Below are 26,541 nucleotides of genomic sequence, written 5' to 3'. Positions count from 1 at the left end.
GAGTCACAGGCGATCCAGGCGGGTCCAAAGCTGGGCCCGACCCAAACCCGACAGTGAAACCCTAGAACGTACTGGTGGGGCGCACCCGGTTCGCCATGTCCACCAGTGCATAGCGGTGCCGCTGGGTCGGGGCGACACGGGCCAGATTGCGCAGCGACGCCTCGACTCCGAGCCGCAGCCCGTGCTCGGTGAAGGGGAAGCCGAGGATGTGGTTGGTGCTGGCCTTGTTGTCCTCCAGCCAGTCCATCGCACAGCCCAGCACCAGGGCGCGGATCTGCAGCACGCGGGGTTCGGTGGGCGGCAGCGCCTCCACCCGCCTGGCCGCGTCGCGGATGTCCTCCTCGGTGATCTCGCTCTTGGTCCGTCCGGACAGCAGCGTCACCGCGCTGGTCAGTCGGGCGGTGGTGAAGTGCCGGGACGTGGCCGGGACCTCGTCCAGCGTGCGCACCGCGGCGGCCCGATCCCCTTCCGCGGACAGCGTTCTGGCCAAACCGAACGCGGCCGAGATCACCCCGTCGTTGGTCTTCCACACCGTCTCGTAGAACTTGTGGTCGTCCACATCGCCGGCCAGTTCGGCGGTGGCCGCCAACGCCAGCTTGGGTGCCAGCTCGCCGGGGAAGGTGTCCAGCACTTCGATGAAATGCGTTGTGGCCGAGTCATAGTCGCCGGTGAGCAGCTCGGCGACGGCCTTGTACCACACCAATCGCCATTGCCAGCCGACACGCTCGGCCAGGTCGTCGAGCTTGCGGGTCGCCTTGGCCACATCGCCGAGATCCAGCAGCGCGCGGACCTCCATCAGGGGCAGCTCCACCGATTCGGACACCTCGACGCCGTCGGCGTCCAGCGTCCCGTGCCGGGCCGCGCGCAACGAGTCCAGGGTCTGCACCGGCTGGGACAACACGGTCGCCTGCAGGACGGGAGCGGCGACGTCGGCCGGATCGACCAGCGGAACCTGCAGTGCGGTAACGATTTCGCGGGCGGTGAGCTTCTCCGAGTGGACCTGACCGTCCAGGTACACGTCGGTGTGGGCGACCAGCAAGTCGACCCCGAACGTCGAGCGGCTGGGGCTGAAGATGGTCGACAGGCCGGGCCGCGGCACCCCGCTGTCATGGGCGACTACCTCGCGCAACACACCCATCAACTGGGCGGACATCTCCTCGGTGCTGCCGAACCGGCGCCGCGGGTCGGGGTCGGTGGCGCGGCGCAACAACCGGCGGAAGGAGTCGTAGGTGGTCAACACCGGGTCGTGCTCGGGCAGCCCATCGACGTAGCGGCCGTTGCGGGTCTGCAGATTGAGCGTGAGCGCGGCCAGTGTGCGGCCCACCGTGTAAATGTCGGTGGCCACCGTCGGGCCGGTGCGCACGATCTCGGGCGCCTGGAAACCCGGTGTGCCATAGAGGTATCCGAAGGAATTGATCCGTGACACCGCACCTAGGTCGATCAACTTGAGCTGCTCTTCGGTGCGCATGATGTTTTCCGGCTTCAGGTCGTTGTAGACCAGGCCGATGGAGTGCAGATAGCTCAGGGCGGGCAGGATCTCCAGCAGGTAGGCGACCGCCTCCGCGACGGGCAGCTTCTCGCCCTTGCCGTGCTTGAGCGGCTGACCGCCGACGTACTCCATGACGATGAGGCCGACCGGATTCCCGTGCTGGTCGACGTGTTCGACGAAATTGAAGATCTGCACGATCTGCGGGTGGACCACCTCGGCCAGGAACTGTCGTTCGGCCATCGCGATCGCCTGCGCCTCCGCGTCGCCGGAGTGCACCAAACCCTTGAGCACCACGGGCCGGTCGTTGACGTTGTGGTCGACCGCCAGATAGACCCAGCCCAGACCGCCGTGGGCGATGCAGCCCTTGGCCTCATACTGGTTGGCGACGATGTCGCCCGGATTGAGCTGTGGGAGAAACGAGTACGGGCTGCCGCAGGACGGGCACCAACCCTCCGAGGTTCCCTTCGTTTTCTTGCTGGACCGGCCGACCGGCTTTCCGCAGTTCCAGCAGAACCGCTTGGACTCCGGTACCACCGGGTTGGTCATCAGGGCTTCTAGCGGATCGATGTCGCGTCCGCGCGGGATCTCGACCAGCCCACCGCCGAGCTGTCTGACCGCGGGCAGCGATCGCGTCGCCACCGTCATGCGGTCCTGAGGATCGGTGTCCAAGGCGCCCAACGTGATGTGCGGAAAGTCGTCATCATCGTCGTCGTCGAAGTCGGGACGGAACAGTGCCTGCGTGGCCTGCAGCCGCCCCGTCGTCGCGCCGCTCTGAACGTCGGCGGGTTGGGTGCCCGCGCCCACGTCCGCAGCGTCTTCCGCGCCGGTTTCCGGCTGCTCGGTTTGCTTGTCCGGCTCGGCCATCAGTCCAGATACCTCGGCGTGGGCGGGGCCGGCGCGGGCCCCAGCACCGTCAACCACTTGCGGTACAACGTGTTCCACGTCCCGTCCCGGCGGATCCGTTCCAGGGTTCCGTTGACGAACCGCACCAGTCCCGTGTTGTTCAGATTGACCCCGATGCCATAGGGCTGAGTGGCCATATTGGGGCCGACGATGTGCAAATAGGGATCCTCTTCGACCAGCCCGGCCAGGATCGAATCATCGGTGCTGACCGCGTCGATCTCCCGCTGTTGCATCGCCACCAGGCAATCGGCCCAGTTAACCACCGAGACCACGACCGGTGGTGGGTCGATCTGCTGGATGCGGTGCAGCGACGTGGTGCCCTTGGCCACGCAGACGCGCTTGCCGGACAGGTCGGAGACCTTGACGATTGACGAGTCGCGGGGGGCCAGGATGCGCTGGTTGGCGTCGAGGTAGACGGTTGAGAAGTTCACCAGCTTGCGCCGGTCGCAGGTGATGGTCATGGTCTTGACGACGACATCCACCTCGGAGTTCTGCAACGCGGTGACCCGCTCATCCGACGACAGGATCCGATACTCGACGTGCGACGGGGCGCCGAAGATGTCGCGCGCGATCTCTCCGGCGATGTCGACATCGAAACCGGTGATCTCACCGGTGATCGGGTCACGGAAGCTGAACAGGTTGCTGCCGATGTCGAGCCCGACGATCAGCCGGCCGCGGGCCCGGATGTCGGCGACCGCCGCGTCCGCCTCCGCCTTGGTGGCGAAGGGGCGCAGGCTGGCCGTCAGATCGCAGCCTTGATTGGGGCCGTCCGGCGGCAGCGGCGGTTGCGGCGGCAACTGCTCCATGCCGACCGGTGTCGGGGGCGGCAACGTCGGCACGCTGGCCACCCGCAGCGATTCGGTGTGTCCGCAACCCGCCAACACCACCACCGCGGCGGCCGCGGTGCAAGCCCAGCGAAGGAAGGGCGGCCGGACCATTATCGGTACTCTTTCAGCCTCGGCCACAGCCCCAGCGCGACCGCGATCGCGGCGCCGAGGCTGAGCACCACGCCACCCACCTGGGCGCCGGACAGCCCGCTGCGGGCGTTGATGACGTCGTTGCGCAGGGTGATGCGGCCCTGGTCCATGGCCTTGACCAGCTCACCATCCAGCTTGTCGAACGCCGGGGTGGAGTCTTCTTCGCTGCTGCCCAGGGCGACCTGCGTTGCGGCCCGGTAGTTACCCACGGAGATGTAGGAGGTGATCCGGTCGTTGGCCTGGCGCCAGCGCAGCAGCAGCTGGTCGGCGCCCTCCAGGTCCGGCTTGTCGACGGCATCGCTGCGGGACATGTATTGGTCGAGTTGCCGGTGCATGGAATCGATGCGCTGGTAGAACGACTGCTTGCGCTTCTCTTCGTCCCCGCGACGGATCAGGGACAGCGTCTCGTCGGCGCGCGCCTGCTGGGCGGTGATCGCGACGTTGGTGACGGTCTTGAGGGATTCCGCGGCAGTGTCCTTCGCACTACGACTGGCCGTCGTAGAAATGGTCAGCGCAGTCCCAACCCACACCACCATGACGAGAATAGCGAGTGCGCCGACCACCAAACCCGGGTTGATTCGGCGCCGGGTCCGCCGCGCCAGCCAGCGGTGGGAGAACGCGCCGAAGATCACGGTCGCGCCGACCACCATGATGACCGGCGCCGGGATCTGCGTCGACGCGGTGGTTTCGGCGTCCACCCGCTGCGAGGTCGCCTGGTAGAGCCGCGCCGCGTCGGGCAGGATCGTCGATTGCATCAGCCCCGACGCCTCCGACAGGTATGACGAGCCGACCGGGTTGCCCTCCCGGTTGTTTGTTCTGGCGATTTCGATCAGGCCGGTGTAGACGGCCAGCTCGGCGTTGATCCGGCCCAGCAACTGCACCAGCGGTTCGTCGGTGAGCCCGCTCGAAGCCCTGGTCACGGCCACCGACGCGTCAGTGATGGCCTGCTCGTAGCGCTGACGGACGGGTTGCGGCTCGGCCTCGGCGATGAACGCGGTGGCCGCCGCGGCGTCGGCCACGGACAGGGTGGTGTAGAGCCGCCCGGCGGCGAACGACAGCGGCTCGGTGTGGTTGAGCACCGTGGTGAGCACCTGTTGCCGGTGGTTGATGGTGGTCGAGGTGGCGAAGGCGCTGATCCCGCCGAGCGCCGCCAGCACGATGCCGATCGTCAGGATGCGGCCCGGCGTCGTCGAGATGAACCACCAGCGTGGATGGGCTGGTTCGGCCGGTGACCGCGATCCCTGCGGCTCGGTCGACGGGTGCGCCAGCTCAACCGTCACGTCTTATCAGCCCTCGTCTCTCGGCCACTGGATTTCGCTGCACGGACCTCTATAAGCGAAGTCTAAGAGCATGTTCAGGTGGATGGGTGGAGGCGGACGCAATTGGCGACGCCCCAACCAAGTCTGCATATCCTGAACCGGTGCAGGGCGACGGTGACGGCTGGGTGATATCCGAGCGCGGCGCCCATTACTGGGGCCGCTTCGGCGCGGCCGGTTTGCTGCTGCGGGCCCCGCGCCCCGACGGCACGCCCGCGGTGCTGCTGCAGCATCGCGCGGTGTGGAGCCATCAGGGCGGGACCTGGGGGTTGCCGGGCGGCGCCCGGGACAGCCACGAAACGCCGGAGGAAACCGCGGTCCGCGAGGCAAACGAGGAGGCCGGACTGCCGGGTGAGCGACTCGTCGTCCGTGCGACCGTCGTCACGGCGGAGGTCGCCGGGATGGCCGGCACGCACTGGAGCTACACCACCGTCGTCGCCGACGCCGAGGAGTTGCTGCACACGGTGCCCAACCGGGAAAGCGCCGAGATGCGTTGGGTCGCCGAAAATGAGGTGGCCGACCTGCCGCTGCATCCCGGCTTCGCGTCCAGCTGGGAGCGGCTGCGCACCGCCCCGGCGGTATTGCCGCTGGACCACGCCGACGAACGACGCCAATACCTACCGCGCACAATCGAGATCGAGACCGGCGTCTTCGTCTGGTGTATGCCCGGTGAGGCAGGCCAGGAGCCCTCTCAGCTGACCCGCCGGATCAGCTCGCTGCTGCCAGCGCCGAACTGAGCCGCTCGGCCGCGGCCCGGGGATCGGCGGCCGCGGTGATCGCCCGCACCACCACGATGCGCCCGGCACCGGCGTCGCGCACCTGAGGCAGCCGCTGCTCGTCGATGCCGCCGATCGCGAACCACGGCTTGTCGGTTCCGAGCTCGGCGACGGTCCGCACCAGCCCCAGGCCCGGCGCCTGGCGGCCTGGTTTGGTGGGTGTGGGCCAACACGGACCGACGCAGAAGTAATCGGCCGGGCCGGCCGCCGCGGCGGCCGCCTGCTCAGGGTCATGGCTGGACAGTCCGAGGATCATCTCCGGCCCGACGATGTCGCGGGCGACGTCCAGCGGCAGGTCACCCTGCCCGAGGTGCAGCACGTCGGCGCCGGCCGCGCGGGCGATGTCGGCGCGGTCGTTGACGGCGAACATGGCGCCGTGCCGGCGGGCCGCGTCGGCGAGGATCTGGCACGCCGCCAGCTCGGCACGCGCTTCGAGCGGGCCGAACCGCTGCTCACCGGCCGATCCCTTGTCACGCAGCTGGATGATATCCACGCCGCCGGCCAGGGCGGCATCGGCGAACTCCGCCAAATCGCCGTGCTCACGCCGCGCGTCGGTGCACAGATACAGCCGCGCGGTGGCCAGTGCGGAAAGTCGGCTATCAACGGGACGCTGCACACGGAGACGCTAGCGCGCTAGCGTGGAGCCGAAGAGAACTACTAGACACGGGAGTCCCGGGTATAGCTGCGGGGCTGAGAGTGGGCACAGCCGGAGCCACCCGGGCTTGCCCTTACCGTCACACCTGATCCGGGTAATGCCGGCGAAGGGAGGCTCGAGAATGACCGGGATTCCCCCGGGCCCCCCGCTGGGGTCCCTTGCCGTCATCGGCGGCGGCGTCATCGGGCTCGCGGTGGCGCGCCGCGCCGCTCAGGCCGGGTGGTCGGTACGGGTGCACCGCAGCGACCACAAGGGCGCATCCTGGGTCGCCGGCGGCATGCTCGCGCCGCACAGCGAGGGCTGGCCCGGCGAAGAGCGGCTGCTGCGGCTGGGCCTGGAATCGCTGCGGCTGTGGCGCGAGGGCGGGTTCCTGGACGGGTTGCCGCCCGAAGTGGTCACCGCCCGCGAGTCGTTGGTGGTGGCCGTCGACCGCGCCGATGTCGCCGACCTGCGCACCGTTGCGGAGTGGTTGTCCGCCCAGGGGCACCCGGTCGTCTGGGAGTCAGCCGTCCGCGATGCCGAACCGCTGCTGGCGCAGGGCATCCGGCACGGCTTTCGGGCGCCCACCGAGCTGGCCGTGGACAACAGGGCGGTGCTGGACGCGTTGGCCGCGGACTGTGAGCGCCATGGGGTGTCGTGGGCGCCGCCGGTGCGCGAGTTGTCGCGCGTCGAGGCCGACGCGGTGGTGATCGCCAACGGCATCGACGCGCCGGCGCTGTGGCCCGGCCTGCCGGTGCGCCCGGTGAAGGGCGAAGTGCTGCGACTGCGGTGGCGTAAGGGTTGTATGCCGTTGCCGCAGCGGGTTATTCGCGCCCGAGTGCACGGACGGCAGGTGTACCTGGTGCCGCGCGCCGACGGGGTGGTCGTCGGCGCCACCCAGTATGAACACGGCCGCGACACCGCCCCGGTCGTTTCCGGGGTGCGTGACCTGCTCGACGACGCGTGCGCGGTGCTGCCGGCGCTGGGTGAATACGAGCTGGCCGAGTGCGCCGCCGGGCTGCGTCCCATGACACCCGACAATCTGCCGTTGGTGCATCGCCTGGACGGGCGAACGCTGGTCGCCGCAGGCCATGGCCGATCGGGGTTTCTGTTGGCGCCCTGGACGGCAGAACAGATTGTCTCCGAACTGGCCCCGGTGGGAGCACACCAATGATCGCGCGCTGCGACGATGCAGAGCGAAGCGATGAGGAGGAGTGGCGCTGATGGTCGTCGTGGTCAACGAGCAGAAGGTCGATGTCGACGCGCATATCACGGTCGCCGCGCTACTGCATTCCATGGGTTTTCCGGACCGGGGCGTCGCAGTGGCCATGGGCGATGAGGTGATACCGCGATCCCGTTGGGGCACGGCACTTTTCGACGGCGCCCGGCTCGAGATAGTGACGGCGGTGCAAGGTGGCTGATTCGAAACTGACCATTGGCGACCGCAGCTTCGCGTCGCGCCTCATCATGGGCACCGGGGGAGCGAGCAACCTCGCGGTGCTCGAAGAGGCACTGGTGGCCTCGGGCACGGAACTGACCACCGTCGCCATCCGCCGGGTAGACGCCGAGGGCGGCACCGGCCTGCTCGACCTCCTCAACCGGCTAGGCATCACGCCGCTGCCCAACACCGCGGGATGCCGCGGCGCGGCCGAGGCCGTGCTCACCGCGCAGCTGGCGCGCGAAGCGCTGAACACCAACTGGATCAAGCTCGAGGTGATCGCCGACGAACGCACGCTACTGCCCGACGCGGTCGAATTGGTGCGAGCCGCAGAGCAATTAATCGATGACGGGTTCGTCGTTCTGCCCTACACCAACGATGATCCGGTGCTGGCGCGCCGGCTCGAGGACGCAGGGTGCGCGGCGGTCATGCCGCTGGGTTCGCCGATCGGCACCGGGCTCGGCATCACCAATCCGCACAATATCGAAATGATCGTCGCCCGGGCCGGCGTTCCGGTGGTGCTCGACGCGGGCATCGGGACGGCCAGTGACGCCGCACTGGCGATGGAATTGGGTTGCGACGCCGTGCTGTTGGCCACCGCGGTGACCCGGGCCGCCGATCCGGTCGCGATGGCCGCCGCGATGGCCGCCGCCGTGACCGCCGGCTATCTGGCCCGGCGCGCCGGCCGGATCCCGAAGCGATTCTGGGCGCAGGCTTCGAGCCCGCAACCATGAGTCGTTATGTGGCGCTGGGCAGTTCGATGGCCGCCGGTCCTGGAATCCGGCCCCGCGCCGCCGGCGCTCCGTGCTGGTCGGGCCGATCCGCACGCAACTATGCGCATCTGATCGCGCAGCGATACCGGCATGACTTGGTCGACGTCACCTTCTCCGGTGCGACCACCGCAAACGTGCTCACCGAGCGCCAGCACGGCGCACCACCGCAAATCGCCGCGCTGGACGGCACCGAGAGCCTGGTCACCGTGACCATCGGCGGCAATGACGTCGGCTATGTTCCGCTGTTGATGGCCGCGGCACTGCCGCATTCGCTACGTCACCTGCCGCTGCTCGGGGATCGCATCTGTGACCTACTGGATCGCCCGGCGCGGGATCGGGCCCTGGACGCGGTGTTTGAATCGCTGTGTGCGGTCGGCCGTACGCTGCGTCAGCGATCGGCGCGGGCACGAATCTTCTTCGTCGACTACCTGACTATTTTGCCGCCGCCGGGCGCGCCGTCCGCGCCGCTCTCGCCTGCCGATGCCGACCTGGGCCGGCACGTGGCCGCCACCCTGGAAACGATGACGGCGGACGCCGCCGCGGCGACGGGTTGCGAAGTGATCCGCGCCGGCGCGGCGGGTCGCGAACATCACGCGTGGTCGGCAGAGCCGTGGACGACGCTGCCGGCACGCCTCGGCATTCCACTGCCGGGCCGTCCCGCTCCGTTACACCCGAACGCGGCCGGGATGCGGGCGGTAGCGGATCTGATTGCGGCTCAGCTGTAGACGTCAGCCGTTCGTGCGCCACCACTGATAGAGCGCATTGACATCGGAATTGGATGAGGTCAGGTGGCCCAACACGTTCTTGGCATCGGTGGTCCAGGTCAACGTCGCGTAGTTCTTGTATGTGCCGCAAGCGATCTGGCCGCCCGTCTGACCGTTCTGTTTCCACGTTCCGGGCGATGCCCCGGCGTCCCCACACGCGGCCAGGGACACGTCTTTGATGGTGGAACTGAAGGCGGAGGCAAGGTTCGTGCTGTTGGAGAACAGCGCGTAGACGCCGGAACCGGGTCCGCTCGCGTCGGGGCTCTGCCCACACACCAGTTCGGCCAGTTCGCCGGTTTCGGAGAGCTCTTGCGGCTTGCAGTTGTTCAGGCCGTAGCCCTTCGACAGCGAGGCGGCCAGCGTGTTCATGTCCGTCGCGTTGCCGGTGTTGGGTTCGGCGTTCGCGGCGGTGGCACCCGTTAAAGCCAAACTGCCGGTGATAGCCGCGGCCGACGCGACTCGCAGTGCGGTGTTCCGATGTGACATTTGTTTGACTCCTTGCGGTTGATGGAAATGAAGAGGGGCGAACGTTTCTCGGATTTCGGTTGACGGAATCGGTTGCGGCGCAGCGGGAACGTCACCCGTTTGCGCGCCACCACTGGTAAAGCGCCGTAACGTCGGCGTTGGACGCGCGCAGGTAACTCAATGTGTGGTTGGCGTCCGTCGTCCAGATGATCTCGGCGGCGTTTCGGTAGGTGCCGCAGGCCGCCTGCCCGGCGCTGGCGGCAGAACCGTCTTTGTGCCAGCTCGACGGCGACTGGCCGGCGTCCCCGCATGGGGTCAGCACGTCCTCATTGATAGTCGCCCTGAACGAAGTGGCCAAGTTGTCGGCATTGGTGAACAGGACGTACTTGGCCTGTGCCGGTCCGCGCGGATCGGGGCTCTGCCCGCAGGTGAGCACGGCCAGTTGTGTGCTGCGGTCGATGTTCTGGGCGGTGCAGTTGTTCAGGCCGTAGCCCTTCGACAGCGTGGCCGCAAGCGCGTTGATATCCGAAGAGCTCCCGGTGGTGGCCGGATCGGCCGTCGCCGGGGCGTTGCCCGCTAAGGCCAAACCTGCGGTGAGCGTCGTTACGGTGGCCGCCCTCAGCGCGTTGCTGAAATCAGACATGAATGGCTCCTAAACGCCCGCTTCTAAACACGGATAGTAGGGCTATGTCGTAGTAAAGCAACACATTCCGTTGGCAATTGTCTGTGTGGGCATCCTTCCTCCGCTCAAGCCGCGGACGGCCAGGAAAACGACAGTGGCGCGCCCGCCGTCGCGCAGAAACCCGAATTATGTTGAGGCATGCCGTTAATCCAGGTTTTGCCGGCAGAGCCGAATTGTTGTCGGTGTCTCGCGCGCGGGGCCGCCTACACAAGATTCTTCATTGCTAGTGCCGATCAGAGTCCGCTCGGGTATGGTTAGCACCGCTTTACGTCAGCTAACTTCTCTTGACTGGAGAATCCATGACACAACCCCCTCCGCCGCCGCCGGATTATCCGCCGCCGTCTCCCGGTTACCCGCCGCAGCAGCCAGCCGGCCAAGCGCCGAATAACTATCTGGTGTGGTCGATCCTGGCGACCCTCTTCTGCTGTCTTCCCTTCGGGATCGTGGCGATCGTCAAGTCGAGCCAGGTCAATGGGTTGTGGGCGCAGGGACGCTACGCCGAGGCGCAAGCGTCCGCCGAGAGCGCCAAGAGATGGGTGATCTGGTCGGCCGTCATCGGCGTCGTCGTAGGCATCATCTACGGCATTTTGATGGCGATCGGTGCGCTGAACACGAACACCAACGCGGCGCTCGCCGCGATGTTCTAAAGTCTGTCGAGCATGGTGACCCGCTGGGGGGCGGCGCACGCGAATCTGGTTGCACCACTGGTGGTGGCGGCATCCACGACGCTGATGTGCGCCGCCATCTGGGCGGGTGATCCGACCACGCCGAACGGCCCGCTGCCGGTATGCCCGACCAAGGCATTGCTGGGTATCGACTGTCCCGGATGCGGCAGCTTGCGCATGGTGTATTCGCTCATGCACGGCAATCTCCTGGCGGCCGCCAGGTTCAACGCGTTGGGCCTGGCGGCTGTCGTGCTGTTGGTGTGGGCGTATGTCTCCTGGACCTACGGGCGCCTGGTGGGCCGGCGGATCCGCGGTTGGCAGCACCGACGCTGGGCGGCGGTCGCGACACTGTCGTTGATGTTGGCCTGGTTCGTGGTGCGCAACGTCCCCGTTTGGCCCCTCAGCGCTCTGTATGTCTGACACCGCCGTGTCCTGAACCGGCCCGCCCGGGCCGCGGTCTAACCTGGGGCGCGATGGTGAACAAATCCACGACGATTCCGGCGTTGCTCGCGGTGGTCGCCCTGACCGCGGTCTCGACCGGCTGCTTCCATCGGTCGTCTGACTCGCAGCAAACACATCCCGCCGCGGGCGAATTCGCCTCCGCATTGCGCGACAAAGTCACGACGGACGCGATGATGGCACACCTGACCAAGCTGCAAGACATCGCCAACGCCAACAACGGCACCCGGGCGGTGGGCACACCCGGATATGAGGCCAGCGTCGATTACGTGGTGAATGTACTGCGCGGCAGTGGATTCGACGTGCAAACTCCCGAGTTCTCGGCGCGAGTGTTCCATGGCGACAAGCCGGTGGTGACCGTCGGCGGTAAGCCGGTGGAGGCCCACGCACTGGACTTCAGCCTTGGCACCGCGCCGGACGGCGTGAGCGGGCCGCTGGTCGCCGCGCCGCCGGACAATCTCGGCTGCGCGGCCTCCGATTACGCCAACCTCCCGCTGCGCGGCGCCGTGGTGCTGGTCGATCGTGGCACCTGTCCCTTCGCTCAGAAGGAAGACGCCGCAGCGCAGCGTGGCGCCGTGGCGATGATCATCGCCGACAACGTTGACGAGCAGCAGATGGGCGGCACGCTGGGGCCAAACACCGAGGTGAAGATTCCGGTGCTGAGCGTGACCCGATCGGTGGGGCTGCAGTTGCGTGGCCAGCCGGGGCCCACCACGATCAAACTCAATGCCAGCGCCCAGAGCTTTCGAGCGCGAAACGTGATTGCGCAGACCAGAACCGGATCGGCGACGGACGTGGTGATGGCGGGGGCGCACCTGGACAGCGTTCCGCAGGGGCCAGGCATCAATGACAATGGATCTGGTGTGGCTGCGGTGCTGGAAACCGCTGTGCGTCTAGGTAGTTCGCCATCGGTGCACAATGCGCTGCGGTTCGGCTTCTGGGGTGCGGAGGAACTCGGGCTGATCGGTTCACGTAACTATGTCGAGTCACTGGACCTGACGGCGCTGAAAAACATTGCGCTGTACCTGAACTTCGACATGCTCGCCTCGCCGAATCCGGGCTACTTCACCTACGACGGCGACCAGTCGTTGCCCGCGGATGCCCGCGGCCAGCCGGTGGTGCCCGAGGGTTCGGCGGGAATCGAGCGCACGCTGGTCGCGTACCTGAAGTCGGCGGGAAAGACCGCGCAGGACACCTCGTTCGACGGCCGGTCTGATTACGACGGGTTCACCCTGGCGGGGATTCCCGCCGGCGGCCTGTTCTCGGGCGCCGAGGGCAAGATGTCCGCCGACCAGGCCAAGTTGTGGGGCGGTACCGCCGATCAACCGTTCGACCCCAATTACCACCAGAAGACCGACACCCTCGACCACGTCGACCGCACCGCGCTCGGAATCAATGGTGGCGGCGTGGCTTACGCGATGGGTTTCTACGCGCAAGACATCGGCGGGCACAACGGCGTTCCCGCCATGGCGGACCGCACCCGGCACGTGCTCGTCAAATCATGATCTCCCGACTGGGCGCGTCCCTGCTGCTGATCGCCTTGGTCGCCGGTTGCTCGTCGACGCGGCTGGCGCTGCCGGCCGCGACGCCGGACCTCGGGCACAGCCTGGCCAAGAAGGTGACTGCCGAGGGCATGCTGAGGCACCTGCGCGCCCTGCAGAACATCGCCAACGCCAATGGCGGCAACCGCGCGGACGGGATGCCGGGTTTCAACGCCAGTGTGGAATACGTCGCTAAAGCACTGCACAACAAGGGTTTCGACGTTCAGACGCCCCAGTTCGACCGGCTCTACACCGTGTCCCTGGGTAAGCCCGCGGTGACCGTTGCGGGCCGAACCTATCCCGTCGACCAGGCGTCGCTGCTGGTGCAGACACCGCCCGGCGGACTGACCGGACAGCCGATCCGTCCGGCGCAGCCGTCGGGCTGCAGGGCCAACGATTACCCGGCCGTCGTGCCCAAGGGTGCGATCGCCGTCGTCGACGACGCGCAGTGTTCGGTGGTCGACAAACAGAACAGCGCAGTGGCCAAGGGCGCCAGCGCGCTGATCGTGCTCAGTTCCCCCACCGGGCGTGGAGCCCCACCCACTCTGTTCACCACCGGCTACTTCAAGCAGCTGACCGTGCCGGTCGCCGTACTGGGTTCCTCCGGCGCCGCCGCGCTGGCGGGCTCGACCGCACCCGTCCGGCTGGTGCTGGATGCGCAGAACGTCAAGATCACGTCCCGAAACGTGGTGGCGCAGACCAAGACCGGCTCGGCCAATGACGTCGTGGTGGTGGGTGCGCACCTGGACGGCTCGCGCGCCGGACCCGGGATCAACGATGACGGCTCCGGAGTGGCCGCGGTGCTGGAAACGGCACTGCAACTGGGCCCGCTCGCACCGGTGAACAACGCGGTGCGGTTCGTGTTCTGGGGCGCCGACGAGGACGGGCGCAACGGCGTCATGGATTACGTGTTCGGCATGGACCGTGAGCAACTCAATGACATCGCGCTGTACTTGAACTTCACCATGCTGGGTTCGCCCAATGCCGGATTCTTCACCGACGACGGCGATCAGTCCGGCCCGCCCGGACCCGGTGTGTCTGCCGCGGATGTGCCGGAGGGCTCCGCCGGCATCGAACGCACCCTGGCCGGGTATCTGAACCTTGCCGGCCGGCGGCCCGCGGACATGCCGTTGGACACCAGGGCCGACTACCACCCCTTCCTGGTTGCGGGCGTGCCCGTCGGGGGCATGACCACCGGGGCCTCGCAGCCGAAAACCCCCGTCCAGGCCCGGTTATGGGGCGGCCAGGCCGGCGTGGCGTTCGACCCGAACTTCCAGAGCCCTCGCGACACCGTCGACAACATCAACCGGGATGCTCTGGCGGTCACGGGTTCTGGCGTCGGGTTCGCCGTCGGCAGCTACGCGGAGTCGATCGGTGGGGTCAACGGTGTGCCGCCGCACAACAAGAGGCATCGCACCCGGGTGCCGTGAGGACGCGGCGTGTCCCACCCAGCGGGCGTACCAGAACCTGTGTTCGAGTGCCGGTACACCGGAGTCGGTGTGTCATTGTCACCCGCCCTTCGCCGCGCCCCATCAACGCGAATTCGTGACAGGACAACACCGGCTTTTTGTAGAAGGATGAAGCCGTGCGAATGCTTCTCGTGCTGGCGAGCGTCGCCGCGGTCATCGGGGCGGCCCCGGCAGCACAGGCCGAGCCGGGCGGCAGCCCAGATGCGAACTTCTTGGCCGCGCTCGATCAGGCCGGCGTCCCTTACAAGAACGGCGCCGTCGCCATCCGGGTCGGCAAGAAGGCCTGTGAATTGATGGACCAGGGCCACTCCCAGGCCGATGTCATCCAGAGTGTGTCGTCGGAAAATGCCGGATTCACCGTGGCCGACGCGACCCATTTCACGACAAGCGCCGTCAGTGCCTATTGCCCACAACACCTCAACGAACCGACCACCGAACCGCCACCCCCGCCCGCCTGGTGGGACATCCCTTGGATTCCCTTGCCGCCGCCGGGGGCTGCATAGCGTCACGGACCCGCTTCGGCGCACCGATGCGCATCGGGTCAGGATTGGCACCCTGATCGAGTTGCCACAACCGACAAGCGCGAGTCGCCGCTCGGCAAACGCGCCCGCCCGATGTTTGCTGGGTTGGTCGATTTGTGCTGCCGTGTAGGGTCAATGCCTCTAGGATGAGTTTCCTTGATGCTGCGCTGTAGCCGGTCGGGATGAGGTTGGTCATGAATAGCCGTGCACTCCGGTCGGCACTGGTGTGGACGGCGGCGGTGCTCGTGGTCGCCGGTTGCACGACGGTGGTCGGCGGGCGCGCGCTGTCGATGCTCAACGATCCCTTTCTGGTCGGTGGTCTGCCGGCGACCAACGGGCCCAGCGGAACCCGTTCGAACGCGCCCAGTCCCAAAGGCAAGGTGCTCAATACCGACAACGGGCCGATCGACACCCTGGGGCTGCTGTCGGTCAACGACATCGAGGACTACTGGCAGTCGGTGTACGACCGATCGCTGCCGGGCAAGTTCGTTCCGCTGAGCAAGATGGTGTCTTACGACTCGACCGACCCGAGCAGTCCGATCGTGTGCCACAACGAGACCTACGAACTCGTCAATGCCTTCTATACCGGCAGGTGCAACTTGATCGCTTGGGATCGCGGCGTATTCATGCCCAGCGCGCAGAAGTACTTCGGCGACATGTCCGTCACGGGTGTGCTGGCGCATGAATTCGGGCATGCGCTGCAGCAGATGGCGAAGCTGGTGACCAGACGGGACGCGACCATCATCCGCGAGCAGCAGGCCGACTGCTTCGCGGGTGTCTATCTGTACTGGGTCGCCGACGGCAAGTCGCCGCGATTCACGCTGAGCACCGCAGACGGGCTCGACCACGTGCTGGCGGGGATCATCACCACCCGTGATCCGGTGATGGACAGCGAGACACAGAACGACGACGCGCACGGTTCGGCCCTGGACCGCGTCAGCGCCTTCCAGATGGGTTTCCTCAACGGCGCCTCGGCCTGCGCGGCGATCAACCGCAACGAAATCGAGAAGCGCCGCGGCGATCTGCCGAACGCGTTGCGGGTCGACAACTCCGGGGCAACGGAGACCGGTGAGGTGCCGATCAACCAGGACACCTTGTCGAACTTGATGGAGCTGCTGGGAAAGATCTTCGCCCCGGCCAACCCTCCGGCGCTGTCCTATCAGCCGGCCGATTGCCCGGACGCCAAGGCAACCCCACCGGCGTCCTACTGCCCGGCCACCAACACCATCGTGGTCGACCTGCCCGGGCTCGCCGCCATGGGCACCGTCGCCGACGAGAAGCAACAGACCCTCCCGCAAGGCGACGACACCGCGCTGTCCGTCGTGATGTCGAGATACGCGCTGGCGGTGCAGCATGAGCGCGGCCTGGCGATGCAGAGCCCGTGGACCGCGCTGCGGACCGCATGCCTGACCGGGGTGGCGCATCGCAAGATGGCCGAACCGATCGACCTGCCGTCGCACAACCAATTGCTGCTGACCGCCGGTGATCTCGATGAAGCGGTTGCCGGCCTGCTCACCAACCATCTGGTCGCCAGCGACGCCGACGGCACCAGCGTGCCGGCCGGCTTCACTCGTATCGCGGCGTTCCGCGGAGGCGTGACCGGCAACGCGGACGCCTGTTACTCCCGCTATCCCGGATAGCGAACGGTCATCCGGTCAACCTATGTCGGCGAGCCGGGGAATCACCTCGTCGCCCAGGCGCCGAACGAAACCGACCGGGTCCGGATTACCGGGGAATGGCCCGGCATTGACCAGCTCGACGCCGAGTTCTGCGTAGCCCTCGACGGTCCCGAGATATCCGTCGAGATCCTCGAACGGATCGACGAAGTAGCCGACCGTTTTGCGGATCTCACCAGGGTCGCGGCCGACCGCGTCGCAATGACGATGCAGCACCTCGATCTTGTGCCTGATCGCATCGACGTCGGTCACCGTGGAATTCCAGATGTCGGCGTATTGCGCGACCAGACGCAGGGTCTTCTTCTCACCGTCCCCGCCGATCAGCACCGGGGGGCGCCGAATCGGTTGTGGCGAACAGATCGTCTCGGCCAGCTGATAGTGCTTGCCTTCGTAGGGGCCGTCGTTGTCGCTCCACATCTGCCGGCAGATCTGCAGTGTTTCCTCGAGCATCTCGAAGCGCCGGCTCACCGGCGGATACGGGAAGCCCAGGGCGGCGTGCTCCCGGTCGTACCAGGCCGCGCCGAGTCCCAGCATCGACCGGCCCTGCGACAAGACGTCCAACGTCGTGACCGCCTTGGCCAGCAGTCCCGGATACCGGTAGGTGACGCCGGTGACCAGCAGGCTCAGTTCGATTCTCGACGTCTGTCCGGCCAAAAATCCCAGTGACGTGTACCCCTCGAGGAATGGGTCTTCCGCCCGTCCCATGGCTTCCATCTGGAAGAAGTGGTCGGCCAGGGTGAACAGGGTGGCGCCGCCTTGCTCGGCCGCTCTGGCCGCCTCGGTCAGTGTCGGGCCCAGCCTGGCCGGGTCTCCCGGCAGGAAGTCGATGAAGTGCAATCCCAATTCCATTGCCGCTTAGATCCTTTCGCGTCCTCATTGCTCGGTCAAGCGCTCGAGTAGCGACAACGCATCGACGATGACGCGCCGCTCGCCCTCGGTGTAGCGCTCCTGGATGGTGCGCGCCAACCACTCCTCACGGGCGCGCCGGTCGCTCTCGGCACGCCGTTTGCCGGCCGGGGTCAGCGAGACCACTTGACGCCGACCGTCATTCGGGTCAGGCGCGCGCTTGATGAGCCCGCGCTGGTCCAGGGCGGCCAGAATGGTCGCTATCGACTGGGGCCGTACCTGTTCCGCGCCGGCCAATGCGCTGGCCGACGACGGCCCGTCCTTCCACAGCCGGGTGAGCACCGCGGTCTGCGATGGTGTCAGACCGTCGACCGCGACGTCCCTCAACCGGCGGCGGAGCCGGCTGAACACCACCCGGATATCGCGTGCCGCCGCTACCGCGGAGTCGCTGATGCCATCCACCCAACCACTTTAAAGTAGACAGTCAAAACTGTCCAGTTTTGACTGCCTAATTCCGGCCGAGCAGCTGCAGGACGGCATCGACGGCCAGCGCCGGCACGTTCAACGTCTTGGATCGCAGATCGTGTCGGGCACTGGCGATCTCGACGACCGCGGTCGTCCCGGTGATCAACGCGGCGGCTGCACGCAATTCGTCCGGTGTGCCGAATGGATCCGACGTGCCGTGCGTGAACACCGTCGGCACCGTGATGTCGGGCAGGTGTTCGGTGCGGGCGCGTTCGGGTTTGCCGGGGGGATGCACCGGATAGGAGAACAGCGTCAGCGCGTCCACCGCGGCCTCCCCGGCCGCAACCACCATGGAGGTCTGCCGCCCGCCATAGGAATGTCCACCGGCGATCAGCGGGCCGTCGGCAAAGCCACGGCACAATCCGATGGCCTCGACGATGCCGGCCCGGTCGGTGGCGGCGGAACCGGAGGGCGGGCCGGTGGGGCGCCGGCGGCGGTAGGGCAGGTTGTAGCGCACCGCGAGCCAGCCGCGCCGCGCCCATTCGTCGCAAACCTGCTGCAGCAGGACGGAATCCCGGTTACCGCCGGCGCCGTGCGTCAGCACCACCACGCCTTCCGGTGCGCCGTCGGGTTCGTGCGCGACGCCCGCGATCTGATCCAGGTTCATGTGCCCGCCGACAATGCGCTCCGGAACGAAGCGGGTTGGGGGCACCGCCCGCTCGCGGGGGAGAGGCGGGCGGTCATGACAGCCGAAACAGTGGTGAGACGGGCCCGTGGCCGTGGCCCAGCGGGTAGGCGGCGCGCAGACATTCGGTGACCCATCGCTTGCCGAAGCCGACCGCGTCCGGCACGGTGAAGTCGTGCGCCAGCGCGCACGCGACGGCGCTGGCGAGGGTGTCGCCGCCGCCGTGGTCGTTGCCGGTGGAGATCCGCGGCGCGTCGAACTCGTGGAAATCGGCGCCGTCGTAGAGCAGGTCGCAGCTGCGATCCGAGGACCGCAGGTGACCACCCTTGACCAGGACCCACTTCGGGCCAAGGGCCTGCAGCGCCTTGGCCGCCGCCCGCTGTGACGCCGGGTCCACCACGTCGATGTCGACCAGCAGACGCACCTCGTCCAGGTTCGGTGTCACCAGCGTCGCCAACGGAAACAGTTGATTGCGAAGCGAATCCAGGGCGGCCGGCGCCATCAGCGCATCGCCGTGCATGGACGCTGCCACTGGGTCGACGACGAGCGGAACCGTCAACCCGAGGCGGGTCCAGGTGGTGGCCACGGTGTCGATGATGCGCGGCGACGCGAGCATCCCGGTCTTGGCGGACTGGATTCCGATGTCGCCGGCCACGGCTTCGATCTGCCCGGCGACGACGTCACCGGGCACCTCGTGAAAACTTTGCACGCCCAACGTGTTCTGCACGGTGACCGCGGTGACCGCGACGCACGCGTGCACGCCCAAAAGCGCCATCGTGCGCATGTCGGCTTCGATGCCCGCGCCGCCGCCGGAGTCCGACCCGGCGATGGACAGCACCCGCCGCGGCGTCGTGCCCGGGGCGGGCAGCGGCAGGAACGTCACTGGGCCAGATGGTGGCGACCCGCTGCGCCCGGCTGCGCCGCGCTTGCGATCGCCACGGCCGGATGGTGGCGACCCGCTGCGTCCGGCTGCGCCGCGCTTGCGATCGCCACGGCCGGATGGTGGCGACCCGCTGCGCCCGGCTGCGCCGCGCTTGCGATCGCCACGGCCGCGCTTTCGATCACTGCTGGGCCAGCGGTAGATACACCCGGTTGCCGTGCTCGGCGAACTCACGCGACTTCTCCGCCATGCCCTCGGACATGGCCGCCTCGATCGCTTCTTCGCTGTCCAGGCCGTGCTTGGCGGCGTAGTCGCGGACATCCTGGGTGATGCGCATCGAGCAGAACTTCGGCCCGCACATCGAGCAGAAGTGCGCGGTCTTGGCGGGTTCGGCGGGCAGCGTCTCGTCGTGGTACTCCCGCGCGGTGTCCGGGTCGAGCGACAGCGCGAACTGGTCGTTCCACCGGAACTCGAACCGTGCCGTCGACAGCGCGTTGTCGCGTTCCTGCGCATGGGGGTGGCCCTTGGCCAGGTCGCCAGCGTGGGCGGCGATCTTGTAGGCGATGACCCCGTCCTTGACGTCCTTGCGGTCCGGCAGCCCCAGGTGTTCCTTGGGGGTCACGTAGCAGAGCATCGCGGTGCCGGCCTGGGCGATGATCGCCGCGCCGATCGCCGAGGTGATGTGGTCGTAGGCCGGCGCGATGTCGGTGGCCAGCGGGCCCAGCGTGTAGAACGGGGCCTCCTCGCACCACTCCTCTTCCAGCCGCACGTTCTCGACGATCTTGTGCATCGGGACGTGGCCCGGTCCCTCGATCATCACTTGCACGCCATGGGATTTCGCGATCTTGGTCAACTCGCCCAGGGTGCGCAGCTCGGCGAACTGCGCCGCGTCGTTGGCGTCCGCGATCGAGCCAGGCCGCAGGCCGTCGCCGAGGGAGAAGGTGACGTCGTAGCGGGCGAAGATCTCGCAAAGCTCGTCGAAGTGGGTGTACAGGAACGACTCCCGGTGATGCGCCAGGCACCAGGCCGCCATGATCGAGCCGCCTCGGGAGACGATGCCGGTGACCCGCTTGGCGGTCAGCGGCACATAACGCAGCAGGACGCCGGCGTGCACGGTCATGTAATCGACGCCCTGCTCGCACTGCTCGATCACGGTGTCGCGGTAAAGCTCCCACGTCAGCTCGGTCGGATCACCCTTGGTCTTCTCGAGGGCCTGATAGATCGGCACCGTGCCGACCGGCACCGGCGAATTCCGCAGGATCCACTCACGGGTTTCATGGATGTTCTTGCCGGTGGACAGGTCCATGATGGTGTCGGCGCCCCACCGGGTGGCCCACACCATCTTGTCGACCTCCTCGGCGATCGAGGACGTCACCGCCGAGTTGCCGATGTTTGCGTTCACCTTGGTCGCAAAAGCCTTGCCGATGATCATCGGCTCGATCTCGGGGTGGTTGTGGTTGGCCGGGATCACCGCACGGCCCCGCGCGACCTCGTCGCGCACCAGCTCGGCCGGCATGCCCTCGCGGGCTGCGATGAAGGCCATCTCGGCGGTGATCTCGCCGGCGCGGCCGCGCTGCAGCTGGGTGCCGCGATCGCGGACCACGCCCGGCCGCGTCGCCAGCCCGGCCGTCAGATCGATCGTCGCGTCCGGATCGGTGTATGGCCCCGACGTGTCGTACAGGTCGAAGTCGTCGCCGGTGGACAGGTGCACACGCCGCAGCGGCACCCGCAGAATGACCCCGTCCGGGCCCTCGATGTTGCGGTAGGCCTTGCTGCTGCCCGCGATCGGGCCGGTGGTCACCGACGCGTCGACGGTTCCGGAAAGGACATCAGTCATTTTCATCTCCCTACGCCGGCATTACCCGGTCAGGTTCGTACGGTCGACGGCCCCGAGCCGTCCTCTCAGCGCACTCGGCGTGCGCTCCCGCGTCCTATGGATGGGTCCGCACGCGACGTTACCCCCACCCCGCGCCGAGTGACATGGTCGACGGCGGTTTCTGCCGGGGCGGTAGCCGAAAACATTCCCCGGGTGGAAAAATGCAAACGTGCAACAGGGCGGACGAACAGGGGAATCGTCAACCGAAGGGGGTGGCGTGCGGTTTTCCGATCCCGTCGAGCCGGCCCCCGGGTATCTGAACGTCGGTGCGTTCCGCTTCTGGTTCGTGGGTCAACGCTGGGAATGGTCGGACGAGGTTGCCAGGATGCACGGCTACGAACCGGGCGAGGTCGAGCCGACGACCACACTGCTGATGTCCCACAAACATCCCGACGACCGCGCGCATGTGCAGGAGCTGCTCGACTACGCGTTGCAGTCCGAGGAGTCGTTCTCGAGCAGGCACCGGTTCATCGACACCGCGGGCAGGGTGCACGACGCGATTGTCGTCGCCGATCGCATGCGCGATGAGTCGGGAGCGGTGCTGGGCACCGAGGGTTACTACATCGACCTCACCGACACCTTCGACGAGACCCGGCAGGCGGTGCTCGACACGGCGCTGCCGGACCTGTTCGAGAATCGCGCGGCCATCGAGCAGGCCAAGGGCGTGCTGATGTTCGTCTACCGGGTCAGCGCCGAGCAGGCGTTTGGGGTGTTGCAGTGGCGGTCGCAACAAACCAATGTGAAACTGCGTGCGCTAGCCAAGCAGTTGCTCACCGAAGTGGCCACTCTGCAGGCACCGGCGGCCTCTCTGCAGAGTCAGTTCGACCATTTGCTGCTGACCGTGCACGAGAGGATTCCGCCCGAGCCCACCGGGTAACGGGCGAATCGGCAAACGAGCAGTTCGGGTAGGGGTTAATCTCGGGTGATCTGCGATGCGTCACGGCGCATCCCCGCCGCGTCATCGGGCTTAGCGGCTGCAGATCCCAACGTTGGCTGTGGCGAAAGGCATGAAGTTGTTGGCGGTCGAACACGAGGCCCACGACGATGCGGTGATTGTGAGCGTCAAAGGCGATGTCGACTCCAGTACCGTCGGTGAGCTTGCCGCTCAGCTGACCACCGCGCTCGGGCTGGCCGCGGCGCAGCCGGTCCGGCCGGTGATCATCGATTTGCAGGCTGTCGACTTCTTCGGAAGCGCGGCGCTGAACGCGGTGCTCGACTGTCACGAGGGCGGAAAAGCCGGGGGGACGTCGGTCCGCCTGGTCGCCGACCACGACCAGGTGCTGCGACCGATCCAGGTCACCGAACTGGACCGCGTCTTCGACATCTACCCCACACTGTCCGCGGCGTTGCAACGAAGACGACAGTGACGGACTCGCGACTGCCGGCTGACCTGGCCGCTGCTGTTTCCTTGGGCGGTGAGATGGGCCGGCGGTTCGCCGAGTTCGACTGGGACACTCATCCGCTGGGGCCGCCGGACCAATGGCCGGCAGAATTCCGTGCGGCGGTGACGACGGCGCTGACGTCGCGGTTTCCGATCGTGCTGTGGCTGGGGCCGCAGGATCTCTTCCTCGTCTACAACGATGCCTACATATCTGCTCTGGCCGACAAGCATCCGGCCGCACTGGGGCGGCGCGGCCGGGAAGTGTGGTGGGACATCTGGGACTCCATCGGACCGATGCTCGCGGGGGTCGTGGCGACCGGTCAGGCAACGTGGTCGCGCGACCTGTTGCTGTCCATGATGATCGAAGGCCGACGGCAAGACCGATATTTCACCTTCACCTACGGCCCGATGATCGCCACGAGCGGCGACGTCTCTGGGATTTTCTGCGCGGTCACAGAGACCACCGAGCGGGTCTTGAGCGAGCGCCGCTTGCATCTGCTCAACACCGTCGGCTCGGCGATAGTCGAGAGTCGCAGCATCGACGACGCGGTCGGCGTCGCGGTCAGGGTGTGCGCAGCGCAGCCCGCCGAACTGTCGTTCATCGCCGTGTACGCCGACGCCTCCGAGACGGGGGACGTCACGCTGCGCGGCGCGACGCCATCGGTGCTGGCGCTGCTGCCCAGCGAACTGGCGCAGCTGACCAGCACGGATGCGACGACGCGGTCCCGGGCCGAAACGCAGGTCATCGAGGACGTCGCGGACGCGATTCCCGGTATCGACGAGGTCCTGGGCGCCGACTGTCCGCAGCAGATACTGGTGTTGCCGCTGGGGGAGGCCTCGACCGCGGGGGCTTTGGTAGTCGGCGCCAGCCCGCGGCGCCCCCTCGACACGCAATTTCAGGGGTTCTGCCAGCTGTTGGCAGACCAGTTGACGTCGACCTTCGCCTCGATCGTCTCCTACGAGCAGCAACGGCACCGCGCCGATGTCCTGGCCGAGCTGGACCGGGCAAAGACCGCCTTCCTCACCAATGTCAGCCACGAGTTTCGCACCCCGCTGACCCTGCTGCTCGGACCGCTGGACGACGCGCTGTTGGACGCCGCGCCGGAAAGCGTTCTCGCGGAGCGGCTTACGACCGCAAGCCGCAACGCGCGGCGGCTGCAGCGCCTGGTCGACTCGCTGCTCGACTTCTCCCGCATCGAGGCCGGCCGGGCAGATGCGAAGTTGGTATGCACCGACGTCGGCGCGCTCACCGCGCACATCGCGTCCTCGTTCACGGAGCTGTGTCGCCGCGCCGGGCTCGAGCTCGAGCTGGACTGCGCGCCGGCCCTGGCCGACGTCGATCCGGGGATGTGGGAGACCATCGTCCTCAACCTGCTGTCCAATGCTGTCAAATACACCCTTCACGGCACGATTTCGGTGCAGGTGCGAACGGAGGCCGGGGACTGCGTGATCGCTGTGCGCGACACCGGGGTCGGGATCGGCGCCGACGATGTCAAGCTGCTGTTCGAGCGCTTCTACCGCGCCGACAACGTTCGCGGCCGCAGCGTAGAGGGCACCGGAATCGGGTTGTCCCTGGTCCGTGGGCTGGTCGAACTGCACCGCGGCACGGTGGGGATCGACAGCGAAGTGGACCGCGGGACGACCGTGACCATCCGGGTGCCGCGATCGGTCTCGCGCGCGGTCGTCGACCCGTCGCCCGCCGGGCTGGATGAGACCAATCCCTATGTCGCCGAGGCCAGTCAGTGGGTGATGACGACCGCCGAAACCGTCACCGTCGCGCCCGCAAGAGCCCGCCAACTGGTGCTGATCGCCGACGACAACGCCGACATGCGGGCGCACCTGGACCGGGTGCTGTCGGCCCGCTGGGAGACGGCTCTGGTCGGCGACGGGGAGTCGGCGCTGGCGGCGACGCGCAACCTGCGCCCGGACGCGATCGTCACCGACGTGATGATGCCCGGGCTCGACGGCTTCGGATTCGTCGCCGCCGTGCGCGCCGACCCGGAATTGGCGGCGACGCCGATCCTGATGCTGTCCGCCCGCGCCGGCGCCGAGGCCGTCGACGAGGGCTACGCCGGCGGGGCCGACGACTACCTGCCCAAGCCGTTTCGATCCCAAGAGCTGATCGACCGGGTGGCGTCGAGGTTGGCCGCCGTGGGCCGCGAGCGTGACCGGCAGCGTCGCGAGGCACAGTCGGGCCTGGCGGCCGATCTGGTGCGCCTCGACTCGGCGCTGCAGGGCGCGGGCTCGGTCGGCGAAATCATGGACGCCCTCCTGGGCTCCTCCTTCGGCTCGGGCGACGCCGGTGCGGTCGCGATCGGAGTCGTCGACGGCGAGCAGTACCTGAGGTTCGAATACGCCGGCGATCTGCCGTCGGAATTCCGCGACCGCTACCACGTCGTCGCACTCGACGCCCCGTTGATCGGAGCCGATGTCGCGCGCACCGGCGAGTCGATGATCGTCAGCGACACGTTCGAGCTGCCCCCGCGGTACGAGCACGCCGTGCGGGACAGCGCGGCGAGCATCCGCGCCTGCGTGGTCCACCCACTGCGGGATGACACCGGCCGCATCCTGGGTGTGCTGGCGTTGCTGTGGCCGGCTCCGCGCACATTCGACACCGCCGAACTCGAAGCCTTCGCCCGCATGGGCGAGCTGACCTCCTCGGCCCTGGACCGGGTTCGTCTGATGGCCCGCGAACACGAGATCGCCATCGACTTCCAGGAACACCTGCTCGACCTGGATCGGGGTTCCACCGCCGCAGTCGTGGCGGCCGTCTACCAGCCGGCCGGGGAGGCGATGCGGGTCGGCGGCGACTGGTATTCGGTCACCCCGCTGGATCACCCCGGCCGGATCGCGGTATCGGTCGGTGACGTGGTCGGGCACGGCCTGGCCGCAGCGATCGTGATGAGCAGGCTGCGTGCCGCGGTCGCCGCCTCCGCGCTCACCGCGGGCGAACCGGACGCCGTGCTGGGCGCGCTGGACCGCTACGCCGCCAGCGTCGACGGCGCGCGCTGCGCGACGGTGGCCTACGCGCAGATCGACACCGAAGCCCGCGGCGACGCCGCCACCGTCAGCTACAGCTGCGCCGGGCACCCCTATCCGCTGCTGGTGCTGCCCGGCGGGCGGGCGTTCTATCTCGAGTCCGGCCGGCGTGCCCCGGTGTCGGTGACGGGAAACGCCGTCCACGACGCGGCTTACCAACCGCCCGGCAACACCGCGACGGCCGAGCTGCCGGCGGGCGGGTTGATCCTGCTCTATACCGACGGACTCATCGAACGGTCCGGCGAGTCGCTCGACGACGGATTCGACCGGCTACAGGCGGTCGCGGCGCAATGCGCCGGGCTGCCGGTGGAACAGATCTGCGCGGAGTTGCTGGCCCGGATGGCCCCGCCCGCGGGCTACCGCGACGACGTCGTGGTGCTCGCGCTACGGCCGAGCCACGTGGCCGCGGGCAGCTTCGCCACGGTGGTGCCGGCCGCACCCGCTCAGATTCCCGTCGCGCGCGAGCAGCTGCGCGATTGGCTGAACACCATCGTCGTAGCGCCGCGCCGCGAAACGGACATCCTGCTGGCAACCGGTGAAGCGGTCACCAACGCGATCGAACACGGCAGCCGAAACGAGCCACGCGAGACGGTGTCGGTCGAGGCCTTTCTGCAGCAGGACACCGTCGTGATCACGGTCAGTGACACCGGGCGGTGGGTCGGGGATTCGTCGGCCAGCCTGCGCAGCCGCCGGCGCGGGCGCGGGCTCACCCTGATGAGCGGGTTGGCCGACGACGTCGAGACGCGGCGCACCCCGGCCGGCACCCGGGTCACCCTGCGTTTCGACCATGCGGTCGCGGGAAGCTCGGCCGCGAGCTGACC

At 67.7% G+C, this 26,541-nt stretch carries 25 protein-coding genes and 2 riboswitches; of the genes, 14 read left to right on the top strand and 11 right to left on the bottom strand.

Going from position 1 to position 26,541, the window contains the following annotated elements; translation table 11 throughout:
- Positions 1-61: 61 nt before the first annotated feature.
- Genes AC5Y4H_RS22235 through glnX form a run of 3 tightly spaced genes read right to left on the bottom strand, consistent with a single transcriptional unit; the run spans position 62 to position 4,649 of the window.
- Positions 62-2,353 (bottom strand): serine/threonine-protein kinase PknG, encoded by a 2,292-nt coding sequence (locus AC5Y4H_RS22235; protein WP_499985128.1) that lies wholly within the window; start codon positions 2,351-2,353, stop codon positions 62-64.
- Positions 2,353-3,330 (bottom strand): glutamate ABC transporter substrate-binding protein, encoded by a 978-nt coding sequence (locus AC5Y4H_RS22230; RefSeq protein ID WP_499985127.1) that lies wholly within the window; start codon positions 3,328-3,330, stop codon positions 2,353-2,355. The genes AC5Y4H_RS22235 and AC5Y4H_RS22230 overlap by 1 nt, the downstream gene beginning before the upstream one ends.
- The gene (gene glnX, locus AC5Y4H_RS22225) at positions 3,330-4,649 is read right to left on the bottom strand and encodes a protein kinase G-activating protein GlnX (protein ID WP_499985125.1); all 1,320 of its coding nucleotides are present in this window, start codon (positions 4,647-4,649) and stop codon (positions 3,330-3,332) included. The genes AC5Y4H_RS22230 and glnX overlap by 1 nt, the downstream gene beginning before the upstream one ends.
- Positions 4,650-4,789: 140 nt before the next feature.
- On the opposite strand from glnX, the gene AC5Y4H_RS22220 reads away from it, so the two are divergent.
- A complete protein-coding gene (locus AC5Y4H_RS22220; RefSeq protein ID WP_499985123.1) occupies positions 4,790-5,422 on the top strand; it encodes an NUDIX hydrolase in 633 nt (210 codons plus the stop codon).
- Here the strand turns inward: AC5Y4H_RS22220 and thiE are convergent.
- Positions 5,394-6,077, bottom strand: coding sequence for a thiamine phosphate synthase (thiE, locus tag AC5Y4H_RS22215; RefSeq protein WP_499985121.1), 684 nt, complete (start codon positions 6,075-6,077; stop codon positions 5,394-5,396). The genes AC5Y4H_RS22220 and thiE overlap by 29 nt on opposite strands.
- Positions 6,078-6,114: 37 nt before the next feature.
- Positions 6,115-6,245, top strand: a riboswitch (TPP riboswitch).
- On the opposite strand from thiE, the gene thiO reads away from it, so the two are divergent.
- The 4 genes from thiO to AC5Y4H_RS22195 all read left to right on the top strand — a co-directional run bounded on the left by thiO (position 6,238) and on the right by AC5Y4H_RS22195 (position 9,031).
- Positions 6,238-7,269 (top strand): glycine oxidase ThiO, encoded by a 1,032-nt coding sequence (gene thiO, locus AC5Y4H_RS22210; protein ID WP_499985119.1) that lies wholly within the window; start codon positions 6,238-6,240, stop codon positions 7,267-7,269. It overlaps the preceding riboswitch by 8 nt.
- A gap of 49 nt (positions 7,270-7,318) precedes the next feature.
- Positions 7,319-7,516 carry a sulfur carrier protein ThiS gene (thiS, locus tag AC5Y4H_RS22205; protein WP_499985146.1) on the top strand — a complete coding sequence of 66 codons (198 nt, stop codon included), beginning with the start codon at positions 7,319-7,321 and terminating at the stop codon, positions 7,514-7,516.
- Complete coding sequence (locus AC5Y4H_RS22200) at positions 7,509-8,267, top strand: thiazole synthase (RefSeq protein WP_499985117.1); 759 nt, start codon at positions 7,509-7,511, stop codon at positions 8,265-8,267. The genes thiS and AC5Y4H_RS22200 overlap by 8 nt, the downstream gene beginning before the upstream one ends.
- Positions 8,264-9,031, top strand: coding sequence for an SGNH/GDSL hydrolase family protein (locus AC5Y4H_RS22195; protein WP_499985115.1), 768 nt, complete (start codon positions 8,264-8,266; stop codon positions 9,029-9,031). Before AC5Y4H_RS22200 ends, AC5Y4H_RS22195 begins: the two co-directional genes overlap by 4 nt.
- A gap of 3 nt (positions 9,032-9,034) precedes the next feature.
- Here AC5Y4H_RS22195 and AC5Y4H_RS22190 read toward each other — a convergent pair whose 3' ends face one another.
- Positions 9,035-9,556, bottom strand: coding sequence for a serine/threonine protein kinase (locus AC5Y4H_RS22190; RefSeq protein WP_499985113.1), 522 nt, complete (start codon positions 9,554-9,556; stop codon positions 9,035-9,037).
- A gap of 91 nt (positions 9,557-9,647) precedes the next feature.
- Entirely contained in the window at positions 9,648-10,178 is a 531-nt protein-coding gene (locus AC5Y4H_RS22185) for a serine/threonine protein kinase (protein ID WP_499985110.1), read from the bottom strand.
- 338 nt (positions 10,179-10,516) lie between these two features.
- Between AC5Y4H_RS22185 and AC5Y4H_RS22180 the strand changes: the two genes are divergently transcribed.
- The 6 genes from AC5Y4H_RS22180 (at position 10,517) to AC5Y4H_RS22155 (ending at position 16,512) form a co-directional block, all read left to right on the top strand.
- Complete coding sequence (locus AC5Y4H_RS22180; protein ID WP_499985107.1) at positions 10,517-10,864, top strand: CD225/dispanin family protein; 348 nt, start codon at positions 10,517-10,519, stop codon at positions 10,862-10,864.
- 12 nt (positions 10,865-10,876) lie between these two features.
- The gene (locus tag AC5Y4H_RS22175) at positions 10,877-11,302 is read left to right on the top strand and encodes a DUF2752 domain-containing protein (RefSeq protein WP_499985105.1); all 426 of its coding nucleotides are present in this window, start codon (positions 10,877-10,879) and stop codon (positions 11,300-11,302) included.
- Between the two features lie 53 nt (positions 11,303-11,355).
- On the top strand, positions 11,356-12,846 hold the full coding sequence (locus tag AC5Y4H_RS22170) for a M28 family metallopeptidase (protein WP_499985101.1): 1,491 nt from the start codon (positions 11,356-11,358) through the stop codon (positions 12,844-12,846).
- Complete coding sequence (locus AC5Y4H_RS22165) at positions 12,843-14,312, top strand: M28 family peptidase (protein ID WP_499985099.1); 1,470 nt, start codon at positions 12,843-12,845, stop codon at positions 14,310-14,312. The genes AC5Y4H_RS22170 and AC5Y4H_RS22165 overlap by 4 nt, the downstream gene beginning before the upstream one ends.
- A 161-nt stretch (positions 14,313-14,473) precedes the next feature.
- Complete coding sequence (locus AC5Y4H_RS22160; RefSeq protein WP_499985143.1) at positions 14,474-14,854, top strand: DUF732 domain-containing protein; 381 nt, start codon at positions 14,474-14,476, stop codon at positions 14,852-14,854.
- 212 nt (positions 14,855-15,066) lie between these two features.
- Positions 15,067-16,512, top strand: a complete 1,446-nt coding sequence (locus AC5Y4H_RS22155; RefSeq protein WP_499985097.1) for a neutral zinc metallopeptidase — start codon at positions 15,067-15,069, stop codon at positions 16,510-16,512.
- A 15-nt stretch (positions 16,513-16,527) separates the two neighbouring features.
- On the opposite strand, the gene AC5Y4H_RS22150 is transcribed toward AC5Y4H_RS22155, so the two are convergent.
- The 5 genes from AC5Y4H_RS22150 to thiC all read right to left on the bottom strand — a co-directional run bounded on the left by AC5Y4H_RS22150 (position 16,528) and on the right by thiC (position 21,261).
- On the bottom strand, positions 16,528-17,397 hold the full coding sequence (locus AC5Y4H_RS22150; protein ID WP_499985094.1) for an LLM class F420-dependent oxidoreductase: 870 nt from the start codon (positions 17,395-17,397) through the stop codon (positions 16,528-16,530).
- Positions 17,398-17,421: 24 nt separating this feature from the next.
- Positions 17,422-17,856: a MarR family winged helix-turn-helix transcriptional regulator gene (locus AC5Y4H_RS22145; protein ID WP_499985092.1), complete on the bottom strand. Its 435-nt coding sequence runs from the start codon at positions 17,854-17,856 to the stop codon at positions 17,422-17,424.
- A 46-nt stretch (positions 17,857-17,902) separates the two neighbouring features.
- Positions 17,903-18,526, bottom strand: a complete 624-nt coding sequence (locus AC5Y4H_RS22140) for an alpha/beta hydrolase family protein (RefSeq protein WP_499985090.1) — start codon at positions 18,524-18,526, stop codon at positions 17,903-17,905.
- Between the two features lie 73 nt (positions 18,527-18,599).
- Positions 18,600-19,427, bottom strand: coding sequence for a bifunctional hydroxymethylpyrimidine kinase/phosphomethylpyrimidine kinase (thiD, locus tag AC5Y4H_RS22135; RefSeq protein WP_499985088.1), 828 nt, complete (start codon positions 19,425-19,427; stop codon positions 18,600-18,602).
- A 178-nt stretch (positions 19,428-19,605) separates the two neighbouring features.
- A complete protein-coding gene (gene thiC, locus AC5Y4H_RS22130; protein WP_499985086.1) occupies positions 19,606-21,261 on the bottom strand; it encodes a phosphomethylpyrimidine synthase ThiC in 1,656 nt (551 codons plus the stop codon).
- Positions 21,252-21,362, bottom strand: a riboswitch (TPP riboswitch). (Overlaps the previous gene by 10 nt.)
- Before the next feature lie 155 nt (positions 21,363-21,517).
- Between thiC and AC5Y4H_RS22125 the strand changes: the two genes are divergently transcribed.
- The 3 genes from AC5Y4H_RS22125 to AC5Y4H_RS22115 all read left to right on the top strand — a co-directional run bounded on the left by AC5Y4H_RS22125 (position 21,518) and on the right by AC5Y4H_RS22115 (position 26,539).
- Entirely contained in the window at positions 21,518-22,177 is a 660-nt protein-coding gene (locus AC5Y4H_RS22125; protein WP_499985082.1) for a PAS and ANTAR domain-containing protein, read from the top strand.
- Between the two features lie 130 nt (positions 22,178-22,307).
- Complete coding sequence (locus tag AC5Y4H_RS22120; RefSeq protein WP_499985079.1) at positions 22,308-22,667, top strand: STAS domain-containing protein; 360 nt, start codon at positions 22,308-22,310, stop codon at positions 22,665-22,667.
- The gene (locus tag AC5Y4H_RS22115; protein ID WP_499985077.1) at positions 22,664-26,539 is read left to right on the top strand and encodes a SpoIIE family protein phosphatase; all 3,876 of its coding nucleotides are present in this window, start codon (positions 22,664-22,666) and stop codon (positions 26,537-26,539) included. Before AC5Y4H_RS22120 ends, AC5Y4H_RS22115 begins: the two co-directional genes overlap by 4 nt.
- Positions 26,540-26,541 lie beyond the last annotated feature (2 nt).

Source organism: Mycobacterium sp. NGS58 (assembly GCF_059812385.1).
This window is presented reverse-complemented; position numbering and strand designations above follow the sequence as displayed.